Here is a 14,994-nt window from a genome sequence, read left to right as displayed (position 1 = left end):
GGATCCGGCAGCTACCGTTCAAGGAGAGCAATGATGGCAGGTACAACAGTCAGTGGGATTGGCTCGGGCATCGACACCCAGGCGATCGTGGATTCGCTGGTTGCCGCGCAAAAAGCGCCCAAGCAGTCGCAAATCAACACCCAGACGCTGAAGGCAACCACCACGTTGTCCTCGATCGGCAAGATTCAGGCTGCGCTGGATGCTTTCCGGGGCGCGCTGACCAACATGACCGATACCAACAGTTTCGGTGGGCTGAGTCTCAAGTCTTCTGATGAAAAGGTGGCCACCGTCACTATGGGCGCCGGCGCTGCCAATGGCTCTTTCTCGCTGATCGTGAGCAAGCTGGCTACAGCGTCGAAAGTCTCCACAAAGGTCTACTCAGGCGGAGCGGGTTCAGTTGTCAACCCAGGCACCACCGCCACTACTCTGACCATTACGCAAAATGGAAAAAATCACGACCTGAGCATTCCTCCTGGAGCAACGCTTCAGCAGGTAAGGGACAATCTCAACAGCCAGTTCGGTGTCGCAGGCCTGAGCGCCAACGTACTGACCGACGCCAACGGTTCGCGTCTGGTCATCACCTCGAACAAGATGGGCGAGGGGTCCGACATTACGCTGTCGGGCAATTCCGGTATCGATACCGGATACACCGTGATCGACGAACCCGCGGATGCCGAGTACACGCTCGATGGCATTGCCATGAAGTCCAAGACCAACGACATCACAGATGCCGTGAGCGGTCTGAACATCAAGTTGCAAGGCGTTTCTCCGAAAAACGCGAGCGGTGGCGATACGCCGACTATTCTGTCACTGACCACCAGTAGCACTGCGCTCAAGTCAGGTCTCAAAGGCTTCATCGATACCTACAACGCTTTGCTTACGGCGGTAAACGCCGAGACCAAGGTCACGAAGAACGCAGACGGCACCATGACGGCAGCGGCATTGACCGGTGATGCATCGATGCGCGCGCTGATGGCTTCGATCAAGGACGAGCTCAATGCCGTGGCTGGCAATGGGACTTTGAAGTCCCTTGCCGCCTTTGGCGTCACTTCCGCCCAAGACGGCGGTGCGTTGAGCCTGGATGACAAGAAGTGGGACAAGGCTGCCACCACCAACGCCGCTGACCTGACCAGCATTTTCAACGGCAAGGACGGCTTGTTGGCGCGCCTACAGAAGGTGACCGAGCCATTCGCCAAAGCCTCCACAGGCACACTGGCATTGCGCTCCCAAACGCTCAGTGAAAGCCTGAACAAGCTCAAGACCGAGCAGGACACGCTCGATGCGCGGATGGAAGCGTTGAAAAAGAGCCTGCAGGATAAGTACAACAACATGGATACGCTGGTGACCCAGCTGCGTCAGCAGCAGAACTCCGTGCTTAGCACCCTCAACGCCCTCAATAAAAAGAGCGATGACTGAGTGACGTCAACCCGTTGCATGTGAGCCTTCTAGGAAACGGTTTTCATGCAGCGGGTTTTAAAGTTTTGCGCAACGGACCCGATAAAGAAGGTATCCACCTTTCAACGCTTCACGCAACGAGGTCGCACGATGAACCCCATGAGAGCCCTTCGTCAGTACCAGAAGGTCAATTCCCATGCCCAGATTTCCGAAGCCACGCCACACCGTCTGGTGCAGATGCTGATGGAAGGGGCGCTCGATCGCATGGCCCAGGCCAAGGGCGCGATGGCGCGCGGGGACATTGCCGAGAAAGGCCTCATGCTGGGCAAGGCAATCGACATCATCATCGGCCTGCGCGATGGGTTGGTGCCAGAAAAAAGCGAGAACCCTGAGTACGTCGAAAACCTCGATGCGCTCTACGTGTACATGACCAACCGCCTGATGCAGGCCAACGTTGATAACGACGCTCGCATCATTGATGAAGTCGCCCAGCTGATGATCACCGTGAAGAGCGGTTGGGACGGCATCGCCGATATCCAGCCGGCCGATTGACGGCAAGGAGTTTACCGTGACTGCACTGCAACGGCTCGACGACACCTGTGATGCGCTGCTCGGCGCTTTGGGCGAACGGGATTGGGATACCATCGCCAGGCTGGATGTGGCGTGTCGCACGTGTATTGACGAAGTGCTCGAAGCGCATGCCTACGATGAAGAGCTATTGCGCGTGAAGCTCGAAGGGGTGATGGAGGTCTACCGCAGCCTCATCGAGGTGACAACCGGCGAACGTCAGGCGATTGCCGATGAGATGATGCAGATCAACCAAGCGAAGAATGCTTCAAAGGTTTATCATTTGTTCAGTTAAGATGCCTGTAACTGAACGAAAGGCGCCATAAATTTGACTGTGCGACCCTTTTTGACTTAACTAGTGCCTGTTCTCGTATTCCAGACGTCCGAACACTGACCATTCAGTCGGAATGATGTCGAGCACGCCTTCGGGCGCCGATATGACTAGGGAAGTTGCTATTGCATGTGGCGTGAAACCAAGATTCTCCTGATCGATGACGACAGCACCCGCCGCCGCGATCTGGCGGTGGTGCTCAACTTCCTGGGCGAAGAAAACCTGTCCTGCGCCAGCCATGAGTGGCAGCAGGTGGTCGAGCCCTTGTCTTCAAGTCGCGAGGTGCTGTGCGTGCTCGTGGGCGCTGTCAACACGCCCGGCACACTGCTCGGGCTCCTTAAGACAGTGCTTTCATGGGATGAGTTCCTTCCTGTTCTGTTTTTAGGTGATATTTCTTCAAGCGAACTGCCTGAAGAGCTGCGCCGCCGCGTGCTGTCGAACCTGGAAATGCCGCCCAGCTACAGCCAACTGCTCGATTCGCTGCACCGCGCACAGGTGTACCGCGAGATGTACGACCAAGCGCGTGAGCGCGGTCGCCAGCGCGAGCCGAACCTGTTCCGCAGCCTGGTGGGCACGAGTCGCGCCATTCAGCACGTACGCCAGATGATGCAGCAGGTAGCCGACACCGACGCCAGTGTGTTGATCCTGGGTGAGTCGGGCACGGGCAAGGAGGTGGTGGCGCGCAACCTGCACTATCATTCAAAGCGCCGCGAAGCCCCGTTCGTGCCGGTCAACTGTGGCGCGATCCCGGCCGAGTTGCTGGAAAGCGAACTGTTTGGCCATGAAAAAGGCGCGTTCACCGGCGCCATCACCAGCCGCGCTGGCCGCTTCGAGCTGGCCAATGGCGGCACGCTGTTCCTCGATGAAATCGGCGACATGCCGCTGCCCATGCAGGTCAAGTTGTTGCGCGTGCTGCAGGAGCGTACGTTCGAGCGGGTGGGCAGCAACAAGACCCAGAGCATTGATGTGCGCATCATTGCCGCGACCCACAAGAACCTCGAGCACATGATCGAGGCCGGCACTTTCCGCGAAGACCTGTATTACCGGCTTAACGTCTTCCCCATCGAGATGGCGCCACTGCGCGAGCGCGTCGAAGACATCCCACTGCTGATGAACGAGCTGATCTCGCGCATGGAGCACGAAAAGCGCGGCTCCATTCGCTTCAACTCGGCGTCGATCATGTCCCTGTGCCGCCATGGCTGGCCGGGCAATGTGCGCGAGCTGGCCAACCTGGTTGAGCGCATGGCCATCATGCACCCCTACGGCGTGATCGGTGTATCGGAGCTGCCGAAGAAATTCCGCTACATCGATGACGAAGACGAGCAGATGGTCGATACCCTGCGCAACGACCTGGAAGAGCGCATCGCCATCAACGGGCACGCGCCCAACTTCAGCAACCCAGCCATGTTGCCGCCTGAAGGCCTGGACCTGAAGGACTACCTGGGCAGCCTGGAACAGGGTCTGATCCAGCAAGCCCTGGACGACGCCAACGGCATCGTTGCCCGCGCTGCCGAGCGCTTGCGTATTCGCCGCACCACGCTGGTCGAGAAAATGCGCAAGTATGGGATGAGCCGGCAGGGTGGTGAAGACCAGGCAGAGGAGTGATCGTCGTCGGTAGGCGGTAGGTTCTCTGCCTGGAGTGCGAAGCCTCCGGCAAATGTTGTAAGCCCTTATCTCCGGCACGGGTATTGCTACGCACTGGCCACCACACCGTTTTTATGACGGTCAGCCACGCGAGAGAGCACGATGCCCCAGGCCGCCCATGTATCCCGAGCCCTTTCCCCCCAGGCGCATTCACTGGTCGAGCAGGAAAGCCGCCAGGGTGTCGAGCAGGCGTTCGCTTTGTTCGACCAGGTCTCCAGCCAGCTTAGCCAGTCCTACAGCCTGCTCGAAGCCCGGGTCAGTGAGCTCAAGGGTGAGCTGGCGGTGGTCAGCGCCCAGCGCATCGAGGAGCTGAACGAGAAAGAGCGTCTGGCCAACCGCTTGCAGCATTTGCTCGATTTGCTGCCCGGCGGGGTGATTGTCATCGACGGGCAGGGTAGCGTTCGCGAAGCCAACCCGGCCGCCTGTGAGCTGTTGGGCGAGCCATTGATCGGGCAGCTGTGGCGTGAAGTCATTGCCCGCAGTTTTGCCCCGCGCCTGGACGACGGCCATGAAGTGTCCCTGCGCGACGGCCGTCGCCTCTCCATCGCCACCCGCTCGCTCGATGCCGAGCCGGGGCAGTTGGTGCTGCTCAACGACTTGACGGAAACCCGTCGCCTTCAAGACCAACTGGCACGCCACGAGCGATTGTCCTCACTCGGGCGCATGGTCGCCTCGCTGGCGCATCAGATCCGCACGCCGCTTTCCGCCGCCATGCTCTACGCCAGCCACCTGGCCGACCCTGAACAGGCGTTGACCACCCAGACCCGGCAGCGCTTCGCTGGCAGCCTCAAGGAGCGCCTGCACGAGCTGGAACAACAGGTCCGCGACATGCTGGTGTTCGCCCGTGGCGAGTTGCCCCTCACGGACCGGATTTCTCCTAAAGCCTTGTTCCAGGCGCTGCAGCAGGCCGCGCAGACGCATGTTCAGGGGCACACGGTGCGCTGGCAGTGTGACAGCCGCCTGGGTGAGCTGCTGTGCAACCGCGACACGCTGGTGGGTGCACTGCTGAACCTGATTGAAAACGCCACCCAGGCCAGCCAGGGCGCTGCGCGGCTCAAGGTGCACCTATGGCGGCGCCAGCAGACTTTGCACCTGTGCATCAGTGACGCTGGCACTGGCATTGCACCTGATCTGCTCGCCCGTATTGGCGAGCCTTTCCTGACTACCAAGTCGACCGGCACGGGGCTCGGGCTGGCGGTGGTCAAGGCGGTGGTCAAGGCCCACCACGGCAGCGTGCAGATGCGCTCGAAGGTAGGGCGCGGCACCTGCGTACGAGTAGAGTTGCCCTTGATCGACGGGTCGTTGGCGGAGAGCCGGTGATGAGCGTGAACGTATTGCTGGTCGAGGATGACCGGGTGCTGCGCGAGGCACTGGCCGATACCCTCGACCTGGGTGGTTTCGCCTTCAGGGCGGTGGACAGCGCCGAACAGGCCTTGAAGGTGGTGCACGAAGAACCCTTCAACCTGGTCATCAGCGACGTGAACATGCCAGGCATGGACGGCCACCAATTGCTGGCCCAGCTGCGCCGCCAGCAGCCGCACTTGCCGGTATTGCTGATGACCGCTCACGCGGCCGTGGAACGGGCGGTGGAGGCCATTCGCCAAGGCGCGGTGGATTACCTTGTCAAGCCCTTCGAGCCCAAGGCGCTGCTCAACCTTGTGCAGCGGCATGCCGCCGGGCGTGTGACGGGCGAGGAGGGCCCGGTTGCGTGCGAGCTCTCCAGCCGGCAGTTGCTGGAGCTGGCCGCACGCGTGGCGCGCAGCAATTCGACGGTGCTGATTTCTGGTGAGTCGGGTACGGGCAAGGAAGTGCTGGCGCGCTACATCCACCAGCAGTCGCCCCGTGCCAGCCAGCCGTTCGTTGCGATCAACTGTGCCGCCATACCGGACAACATGCTCGAAGCCACGCTGTTCGGCCATGAGAAGGGGGCCTTCACCGGGGCGATCGCTGCCCAGCCTGGTAAGTTCGAACAGGCCAACGGTGGCACCTTGCTGCTGGACGAGATCTCTGAAATGCCATTGGCCTTGCAGGCCAAGTTGCTGCGGGTGCTGCAGGAGCGTGAGGTCGAGCGGGTAGGGGGGCGCAAGCCCATCGCGCTGGATATCCGCGTGGTGGCCACTACCAACCGGGACTTGGCGGGCGAGGTGGCTGCCGGTCGTTTTCGCGAGGACCTGTTCTACCGGCTGTCCGTGTTTCCGCTGGCCTGGCGACCCCTGCGCGAGCGGCCCGGCGACATCGTTCAATTGGCCGAGCGCTTGCTGGCACGTCACGTTGCCAAGATGCAGCATGCGCCGGTGCGCCTGTCCGCCGATGCGCAGGCCTGCCTGCAAGCCTGGACCTGGCCTGGCAACGTACGTGAGCTGGACAACGCATTGCAGCGCGCTCTGATTCTGCAGCAAGGCGGCGTGATCGAGGCGGCGGATTTTTGTCTTGATGGCGCCATTCCCTTGTCAGGTGGCACTGTGCCATTATTTGGGCAGCGTGAACAGTCCGTCGAGCAGGGTGACGACAAGCGACGTCACGAGTACCAGCAGATCATCGACACCTTGCGGGCCGAACGGGGCCGGCGCAAGGAAGCGGCCGAGCGTCTGGGCATCAGCCCGCGCACGCTGCGCTATAAGCTTGCCCAGATGCGCGACGCCGGTTTCGACGTCGAAGCCAGCCTGTTCGGCGAGTGAGACAGTCCCGTTTTAGCCTGCGGACGTCCTCTCGAGCCTGTGCAACGCAGCCCGCTTTCAGCAATTGCTCGCCGGGCGGGGACTGATCTTCACGGTGCCTCGTAGCCTGATATCCGCGGTTTTTCCCCGATGCATCACCCTTTTACAAGGCTGGCACCTTTGTTGCTTTACGAAGGCTATCCGCCGCATGACTGTCAAAAATATGCGGCCGCCGGAGAGAGAAGCCCATGACCCAAGGTGTTGAATTCAATCGTCTGACGCTGGACATGCGCGCCATGCAGGCCGATGCCATGTCGCTGCCGAAAGTATCAGCCGCCCCTGAGCTGGCCCCAGGGCAAAGTACCTTTGCCGACATGCTGGGCCAGGCCATCGGCAAGGTGAATGACACCCAGCAGGCCTCTTCGCAGCTGGCGAACGCCTTCGAAATCGGCAAGACCGGGGTCGATCTCACCGACGTGATGATTGCTTCGCAGAAAGCCAGCGTTTCGATGCAGGCCTTGACCCAGGTACGCAACAAGCTCGTCCAGGCGTACCAGGACATCATGCAAATGCCGGTTTGAGGGCAGACGTAGACCATGGCTGAAGCAGTCGTCGACAACGCGCCCGCCAAGGGCGGCGCGCCAGCGCCCAAGGCCCCCCTGGTGCGCCTGGCGTTCCTGGAAAACATTGCGCAGATGCCCATGCTGCGTCAGATCGGCTTGATGGTCGGCCTGGCGGCCAGCGTGGCGATCGGCTTTGCCGTGGTGCTGTGGTCGCAGCAACCGGACTACCGTCCGCTGTACCCCAGCCTGTCGGGTATGGACACCAAGCAGGTCATGGACACCCTGGCGGCGGCCGACATTGCCTACAACGTGGAACCCAACTCCGGGGCCCTGCTGGTCAAGGCCGACGACATCTCCCGCGCGCGCCTGAAGCTGGCAGCAGCGGGCGTGGCGCCTACCGACGGCAACGTCGGCTTCGAGCTGCTCGATAAGGAGCAGGGCCTGGGCACCAGTCAGTTCATGGAAGCCACGCGCTACCGTCGCAGCCTGGAAGGTGAACTGGCGCGCACCGTGTCGAGCCTGAACAACGTCAAGGGTGCCCGCGTGCACCTGGCCATTCCCAAGAGCTCGGTGTTCGTGCGCGACGAGCGTCGGCCCAGCGCATCGGTATTGGTCGAGCTCTATCCAGGTCGTGCGCTTGAGCCCGGTCAGGTAATGGCCATCGTCAACCTGGTGGCCACCAGTGTGCCGGAGCTGGACAAGTCCCAGGTCACCGTGGTCGACCAGAAAGGCAACCTGCTGTCCGAACAGATCCAGGATTCTGCCCTGACCCAGGCCGGCAAGCAGTTCGACTACAGTCGCCGGATGGAAAGCATGCTGACCCAGCGCGTGCACAACATCCTGCAACCGGTGCTGGGCAACGACCGTTACAAGGCCGAAGTGTCCGCCGACCTGGACTTCAGTGCGGTCGAGTCCACCTCCGAGCAGTTCAATCCGGACCAACCGGCGCTGCGCAGTGAGCAGTCGGTCGACGAGCAGCGCGCCAGCAGCCAGGGCCCACAAGGTGTGCCGGGCGCGCTGAGCAACCAGCCGCCGGGTGCTGCTTCGGCGCCACAGACCACGGGTGGCACCGCGGGTGCAGCAGGCGCCATTCAGCCTGGCCAGCCCTTGGTCGATGCCAATGGCCAGCAGATCATGGACCCGGCCACCGGCCAGCCGATGCTCGCGCCGTATCCGTCGGATAAACGCCAGCAGAGCACCAAGAACTTCGAGCTTGACCGCTCCATCAGCCACACCCGCCAGCAGCAGGGGCGCATGACACGCCTGTCCGTGGCGGTCGTGGTGGACGATCAGGTCAAGGTGGACGCCGCCACCGGTGAGACCACCCATGTGCCGTGGGCTGCCGAGGACCTCACGCGCTTCACCCGGCTGGTCCAGGACGCCGTTGGCTTCGATGCCAGCCGGGGCGACAGCGTGACCGTGATCAACGTGCCGTTTGCGCCAGACCGTGGCGAAGAGATTGCCGATATCGCGTTCTACCAGCAGCCCTGGTTCTGGGATATCGTCAAGCAAGTGCTGGGCGTGCTGTTCATCCTGGTGCTGGTGTTCGGTGTATTGCGTCCTGTGCTCAACAACCTGACAGGGGGTGGCAAGCAGCCTGCCCTGGAAAACGACATGGAGCTGGGCGGCATGATCGGTCTGGATGGCGAACTGGCCAACGACCGCGTCAGCCTGGGTGGCCCGACAAGCATTCTGCTGCCTAGCCCGACCGAGGGTTACGAGGCACAGCTCAACGCAATCAAAGGCCTCGTGGCCGAAGACCCGGGCCGTGTGGCCCAGGTCGTGAAAGACTGGATCAACGCCGATGAGTGATAACCGAGCCGTTACCGCCAAGCTGAGCCGCGTCGACAAGGCAGCCATCCTGCTGCTCTCGCTGGGTGAAACCGATGCCGCGCAGGTACTGCGCCACATGGGGCCCAAGGAAGTGCAGCGCGTGGGCGTGGCCATGGCGCAGATGGGCAACGTGCACCGTGACCAGGTCGAACAGGTGATGAGCGAGTTCGTCGAGGTGGTTGGCGATCAGACCAGCCTGGGCGTGGGCTCCGATGCGTACATTCGCAAGATGCTCAACCAGGCACTGGGCGAGGACAAGGCCAACGGCTTGGTCGACCGCATCCTGCTCGGTGGCAACACCAGTGGCCTGGACAGCCTCAAGTGGATGGAACCACGCGCCGTGGCCGACGTGATCCGCTACGAGCACCCGCAGATCCAGGCCATTGTCGTGGCTTACCTGGACCCTGATCAGGCCGGTGAGGTGCTGAGCAACTTCGACCACAAGGTTCGGCTGGACATCGTATTGCGCGTCTCATCGCTCAATACCGTGCAACCTGCTGCCCTCAAGGAGCTGAACCAGATTCTGGAGAAGCAGTTCTCCGGCAATTCCAACGCCGCGCGCACCACCCTGGGTGGCATCAAGCGTGCCGCTGACATCATGAACTTCCTCGACAGCTCGGTGGAAGGCGCCCTGATGGATTCGATCCGTGAAATCGACAGCGACCTGTCCGAGCAGATCGAAGACCTGATGTTCGTCTTCAACAACCTGGCCGATGTGGATGACCGGGGTATCCAGGCGTTGCTGCGCGAAGTGTCCTCCGACGTGCTGGTGGTGTCGCTCAAGGGCGCGGACGAGCGGGTCAAGGACAAGGTCTTCAAGAACATGTCCAAGCGGGCCTCGGAACTGCTGCGCGACGACCTCGAGGCCAAGGGCCCGGTCCGTGTCAGCGATGTCGAGACGGCCCAGAAGGAAATCCTCACCATCGCCCGTCGCATGGCCGAAGCCGGCGAAATCGTGCTCGGTGGCAAAGGTGCCGAGGAAATGATCTAAGCGGCGAGCCGCCAATGGGTCCGCGCAAGGCGATTGCGTCGCGCACGCGATCTGCCTTAGCGTGCAGTCTTCGACAGGCGGCATGGCGCCTGGCACCCTGACAGACAGGTTTTTGAATGTCGACCAAAGAACACCACCCCAGTGACCTGATCCGGGCCCGCGACCTTGAGGGCGTGGATGTCTGGACATTGCCCAGCTTCGACCCCCAGCCCGCGCCCGAACCTGAGCCCGAACCGGTCGAGGTGGAGGAAGAAGTCGAGGAAGTGCCACTGGAGGAAGTCCAGCCGCTGACCCTCGAAGAGCTGGAAGCCATTCGCCAGGAAGCCTATAACGAAGGCTTCGCCACAGGTGAGCGTGATGGTTTTCACAGCACCCAGCTCAAAGTGCGCCAAGAGGCCGACGAGGCCCTGAAGGCCAAGCTGGCCAGCCTGGAAAAGCTGATGACCCATTTGATGGAGCCTATCGCCGAGCAGGACACCCAGATCGAGAGAACCCTGGTGCACCTGGTGTCGCACATGGCGCGCCAGGTGATCGGCCGGGAACTCACGAGCGATTCCAGCCAGATCACCCAGGTGCTGCGCGAAGCCCTCAAGCGCCTGCCCATGGGTGCCGACAACATCCGTATCCACTTGAACCCGCAGGATTTCGAACTGGCCAAGGCCTTGCGCGAGCGCCACGAAGAACAATGGCGCCTGCTCGAAGACAGCACCCTGCTTCCCGGTGGCTGCCGTATCGAGACCGCCCATAGCCGTATCGATGCGACCATGGAAACCCGCATCGAGAAGACCGTCGCGCAGTTGTTCGACCAGATGCATGATCATGCGCTGCACCCGGCAGCGCCGGATGTGAGTGTTGACCTGGACGCGCCGGTGGAGAACCCCGATGCGCCTTGACCGTACCAGCTTCGCCAAGCGCCTGGGCAGCTATGCCGAGGCCATCGAGGTGCCGGCGCAACCGGTGGTCGAGGGGCGACTGCTGCGCATGGTGGGCCTGACCCTGGAAGCCGAGGGGCTCAGGGCGGCTGTGGGTAGCCGCTGCCTGGTGGTCAACGACGACAGCTACCACCCGGTACAGGTCGAGGCGGAGGTGATGGGGTTCTCCGGGTCGAAGGTGTTCCTCATGCCGGTTGGCAGCATTGTCGGCATCGCCCCCGGTGCCCGCGTGGTGCCGCTCGACGACGGTGGTCGGCTGCCCATGGGCATGAGCATGCTGGGCCGGGTGCTGGACGGCGCGGGCCGCGCACTGGACGGCAAGGGCGGCATGAAGGCCGAGGACTGGGTGCCGATGGACGGGCCGGTGATCAACCCGCTCAACCGCGACCCGATCAGCAAGCCGCTGGACGTGGGCATTCGCAGTATCAACGGCCTGCTCACCGTCGGGCGCGGCCAGCGCCTGGGCCTGTTCGCCGGTACCGGTGTGGGCAAGTCGGTGCTGCTAGGCATGATGACCCGCTTCACCGAAGCCGAAATCATCGTGGTCGGCCTGATTGGCGAACGGGGCCGCGAAGTGAAGGAATTCATCGAGCACATTCTCGGCGAGGAGGGGCTCAAGCGTTCTGTGGTGGTGGCTTCACCCGCGGACGATGCGCCCCTGATGCGCTTGCGGGCGGCCATGTACTGCACCCGTATTGCCGAGTACTTTCGCGACAAGGGCAAGAACGTGCTGCTGTTGATGGATTCGCTGACCCGCTTTGCCCAGGCGCAGCGGGAAATTGCCCTGGCCATCGGTGAGCCGCCCGCCACGCGCGGCTATCCGCCTTCGGTGTTCGCCAAGCTGCCCAAGCTGGTGGAGCGAGCTGGCAATGGTGAGCCGGGTGGCGGCTCGATCACGGCGTTTTATACGGTGCTGTCCGAGGGGGACGATCAGCAGGACCCGATCGCCGACTCGGCGCGGGGTGTGCTGGACGGCCACTTCGTGCTGTCGCGACGGCTGGCCGAGGAGGGCCATTACCCGGCAATCGACATCGAAGCGTCCATCAGCCGGGTGATGCCCCAGGTGGTCGATGCCGACCACCTTCGCCAGGCGCAGAAATTCAAGCAGCTCTGGTCTCGGCTGTCCCAGAGCCGCGACCTGATCAGCGTGGGTGCCTACGTGGCGGGCGGGGACCCCGAGACCGACCTTGCCATCGCGCTGCAGGCCAGGCTGGTGGAATTTCTGCGTCAAGGGCTGCGTGAAAACGTGAGCATGGCGCAAAGCCGCGACCAACTGGGGGCGATCTTCACGCCCCCGGCGGGCTGATAGGCCATGGCACTGCCCGGACGTGCGGCGCGCCTGGCTCCCGTGGTGGACATGGCCGAGGAAGCCGAGCGCAAGGCGGCCCAGCGTCTGGGCCATTTCCAGCAGCAGGTGGCCACGGCTCAGGCCAAGCTGACGGAACTGGAGCGCTTTCGCGAGGATTATCAACAGCAGTGGCTCAACCGGGGTGGCCAGGGTGTCGACGGGAACTGGCTGGTCAACTACCAGCGCTTTCTCGGCCAGCTGGAAACAGCCATGACCCAACAGCGCCAGAGCCTCACCTGGCACCAGAACAACCTCGCCAACGCCCGCGACACCTGGCAGCAGGCGTATGCGCGGGTAGAGGGCCTGCGCAAGCTGGTGCAACGCTATATGGACGAGGCTCGGCGCGCCGAGGACAAGCGCGAGCAGCGCCTGCTCGACGAATTGTCCCAGCGGCTGCCGCGGCAGGGGCCGTTGTAGCGGGGAAGTCTTGGGGCCGCTGTGCGGCACATCGCGGCACTAGGCCGCTCTTACAAGGCCCTGTGAACCTACTGACCCAGGCGCTACGCGGTCAGGGTAAGCGGCCTTGCGCCGCGATGGGCCGCACGGCGGCCCCAGCGATCTATGCTGAGCGCCTAAGATCCGCGGGGGCTGAGCGCCCATCACGGCCCTGCCCCATGCCTGTCAATCTACACCACTCCCGTCACCCGCTTGCCCCCTCGCCCCATGACTGCTACACCTTCATGGAGCCGCATCCGCCATCATCGAAGGAATCGCTAGCATGGCAGTGGAAACCGATGTCTCGCAGGACGGTAAAAAGCTGACGATCAAGATCAAGGGACGTTTCGATTTCGGCAAGCACCAGGCCTTTCGCGAGGCCTACGAGCGCCAGCCAAGCCGCCCTGACGCGGTCATCGTCGACTTGCAGGAGGTGACCTACCTCGACAGCTCGGCATTGGGCATGCTCCTGCTGTTGCGCGATCATGTCGGCGGGGACGCGGCGGATGTGCGGGTCGTCCATGCCAATTGCGATGTACGCAAGATCCTCGCCATCTCCAATTTCGACAAGCTCTTCGACATCAGTTGAGCGCGCCGATGGCTGATGAGCTTGGGTTGACCGTGCTGGTGGCTGAAGATGGCGCGGCCGATCGTTTGCTGTTGGCACAGATCGTCAGACGCCAAGGGCATCAAGTGTTCACGGTGGAGAATGGCCAGCAAGCCGTGGACGTGTTCAAGGCTCGACGCCCGCAGCTGGTGCTGCTCGATGCGCTGATGCCGGTCATGGACGGCTTCGAGGCGGCGCGGCAGATCAAGGCCCTGGCTGGCGAAGCCCTGGTGCCCATCATTTTTCTCACGGCACTCAACGAAGAGCATGCCCTGGTGCGGTGCCTGGAAGCCGGTGGTGATGATTTTCTGCCCAAGCCCTACAGCGCAGTCATTCTGGCAGCCAAGATTCGGGCCATGGACCGGCTGCGACGGCTTCAGGCCACGGTGCTGGACCAGCGCGACCAGATAGCACGGCATCACCACCACTTGCTCAACGAACAGCGGGTGGCCAAAGCCGTGTTCGACAAGGTAGCCCATTCCGGCTGTCTGGATGCACCGAACATCCGCTTTTTGCAATCGCCGTACGCGCTGTTCAACGGCGACCTGATGCTGGCCGCGCTCACGCCGTCCGGGGACATGCGCGTGCTGCTGGGGGATTTCACCGGGCACGGGCTGCCGGCTGCCGTGGGAGCCATGCCATTGGCTGAAGTGTTCTACGGCATGACGGCCAAGGGTTATGGCATGGCGCAAGTTTTGCGAGAGATGAATGCCAAGCTCAAGCGCATTCTGCCTGGCGACATGTTCTGCTGCGCACTGCTGGTCAACCTGAGCATGCAGCGCGGCGCAGTGGAGGTGTGGAATGGCGGCATGCCCGATGGCTTCGTGCTGGCTGCTGAGGGCCAGGTGTTGTCTGCGTTGAGTTCCCGGCACTTGCCGCTGGGGGTTCTGAGTGCTGAGCAATTCGACGACCAGACCGAAGTCTGGCCGCTGGCGCCGGGCGAGCGGCTGTTGTTGATGTCCGATGGGGTGCTGGAAACCGCCGACGATCAGGAGCGTTTGTTCGGGGAGCAACGCCTGCGGGCAGTACTGGCAGACAATCGCGATCCCGCGCTGTTGTTCGATGAGCTGCTCGACGCGCTGCAACGCTTCGGTGGGCGGGCGCGTGACGATGTCAGCCTGTGTGACATACGCATGCTGGGTGCGCAGTTGCCGCAGCCCATGCCGATGTTGCCTCAGGGCCTGGGCCGCTGTAGCGCCATGGACTGGTCGCTGAGTTTCGATGTGAGGGGCGAAAGTCTGCGGCGTTTCAACCCGGTGCCCTACCTGGTGCAGTTGTTGCAGGAAATACACGGCCTGCGTTCATCGGCCGGCACCCTCTACAGTGTGCTGAGCGAACTGTATTCCAATGCGCTTGAACATGGCGTGCTGGGGTTGGACGCTCGGCTCAAATGCGATGCGCCAGGCTTTGCCGATTACTATCAGGAGCGAGCCAGACGCTTGCAGGTGATCGAGGAAGGTTACGTGCGCATCGATCTTGCAGTTGAACCGCTTGCCGAAGGTGGGCGTCTGAAAGTGGAGGTCAGGGACAGCGGCGAAGGGTTCGACGTGCAGCAGGTGCTTGCGCAGCCGTTGCCAGAGCGAGGCCTCAGTGGCCGAGGACTGGCATTGGTCAGGCGCCTGTCTACGGTGGCGCGCTGGACAGAGGGCGGGCGCTGTGCGCACGTTGAGTTCATCTGGTGAGTCCGCATC

The 14,994-nt window shown here is 62.5% G+C and carries 14 protein-coding genes; all 14 read left to right on the top strand.

The window, feature by feature from the left end:
* Window positions 1–33: 33 nt before the first annotated feature.
* The 14 genes from fliD (at window position 34) to CWR53_RS15400 (ending at window position 14,985) form a co-directional block, all read left to right on the top strand.
* Window positions 34–1,416: a flagellar filament capping protein FliD gene (fliD, locus tag CWR53_RS15465; protein ID WP_100852000.1), complete on the top strand. Its 1,383-nt coding sequence runs from the start codon at window positions 34–36 to the stop codon at window positions 1,414–1,416.
* A 129-nt stretch (window positions 1,417–1,545) separates the two neighbouring features.
* Entirely contained in the window at window positions 1,546–1,947 is a 402-nt protein-coding gene (gene fliS, locus CWR53_RS15460; protein ID WP_023533967.1) for a flagellar export chaperone FliS, read from the top strand.
* Window positions 1,948–1,963: 16 nt separating this feature from the next.
* On the top strand, window positions 1,964–2,257 hold the full coding sequence (locus tag CWR53_RS15455) for a hypothetical protein (RefSeq protein ID WP_058639133.1): 294 nt from the start codon (window positions 1,964–1,966) through the stop codon (window positions 2,255–2,257).
* A gap of 165 nt (window positions 2,258–2,422) precedes the next feature.
* Entirely contained in the window at window positions 2,423–3,898 is a 1,476-nt protein-coding gene (gene fleQ, locus CWR53_RS15450; protein WP_100851999.1) for a transcriptional regulator FleQ, read from the top strand.
* A gap of 141 nt (window positions 3,899–4,039) precedes the next feature.
* On the top strand, window positions 4,040–5,257 hold the full coding sequence (locus CWR53_RS15445; protein WP_100851998.1) for a PAS domain-containing sensor histidine kinase: 1,218 nt from the start codon (window positions 4,040–4,042) through the stop codon (window positions 5,255–5,257).
* A complete protein-coding gene (locus CWR53_RS15440) occupies window positions 5,257–6,615 on the top strand; it encodes a sigma-54 dependent transcriptional regulator (protein WP_100851997.1) in 1,359 nt (452 codons plus the stop codon). Before CWR53_RS15445 ends, CWR53_RS15440 begins: the two co-directional genes overlap by 1 nt.
* 227 nt (window positions 6,616–6,842) lie before the next feature.
* Entirely contained in the window at window positions 6,843–7,175 is a 333-nt protein-coding gene (fliE, locus tag CWR53_RS15435; protein ID WP_100851996.1) for a flagellar hook-basal body complex protein FliE, read from the top strand.
* A gap of 15 nt (window positions 7,176–7,190) precedes the next feature.
* A complete protein-coding gene (gene fliF / locus CWR53_RS15430; RefSeq protein WP_100851995.1) occupies window positions 7,191–8,969 on the top strand; it encodes a flagellar basal-body MS-ring/collar protein FliF in 1,779 nt (592 codons plus the stop codon).
* Entirely contained in the window at window positions 8,962–9,981 is a 1,020-nt protein-coding gene (gene fliG / locus CWR53_RS15425; RefSeq protein ID WP_023533955.1) for a flagellar motor switch protein FliG, read from the top strand. Before fliF ends, fliG begins: the two co-directional genes overlap by 8 nt.
* A gap of 116 nt (window positions 9,982–10,097) precedes the next feature.
* On the top strand, window positions 10,098–10,874 hold the full coding sequence (gene fliH, locus CWR53_RS15420) for a flagellar assembly protein FliH (RefSeq protein ID WP_058639128.1): 777 nt from the start codon (window positions 10,098–10,100) through the stop codon (window positions 10,872–10,874).
* A complete protein-coding gene (fliI, locus tag CWR53_RS15415) occupies window positions 10,864–12,219 on the top strand; it encodes a flagellar protein export ATPase FliI (protein ID WP_058606068.1) in 1,356 nt (451 codons plus the stop codon). Before fliH ends, fliI begins: the two co-directional genes overlap by 11 nt.
* 6 nt (window positions 12,220–12,225) lie before the next feature.
* Entirely contained in the window at window positions 12,226–12,678 is a 453-nt protein-coding gene (fliJ, locus tag CWR53_RS15410; RefSeq protein WP_058639126.1) for a flagellar export protein FliJ, read from the top strand.
* Between the two features lie 301 nt (window positions 12,679–12,979).
* Window positions 12,980–13,285, top strand: coding sequence for an STAS domain-containing protein (locus CWR53_RS15405; protein ID WP_058606070.1), 306 nt, complete (start codon window positions 12,980–12,982; stop codon window positions 13,283–13,285).
* Window positions 13,286–13,293: 8 nt separating this feature from the next.
* Entirely contained in the window at window positions 13,294–14,985 is a 1,692-nt protein-coding gene (locus CWR53_RS15400; RefSeq protein ID WP_100851994.1) for a fused response regulator/phosphatase, read from the top strand.
* Window positions 14,986–14,994: the final 9 nt, after the last annotated feature.

It is taken from the genome of Pseudomonas sp. SGAir0191 (genome assembly GCF_002812565.2).
GTDB lineage: Bacteria > Pseudomonadota > Gammaproteobacteria > Pseudomonadales > Pseudomonadaceae > Aquipseudomonas > Aquipseudomonas parafulva_B.
The sequence above is the reverse complement of the archived record's forward strand: the minus strand, read 5'-3'. Positions and strand labels throughout refer to the sequence as shown.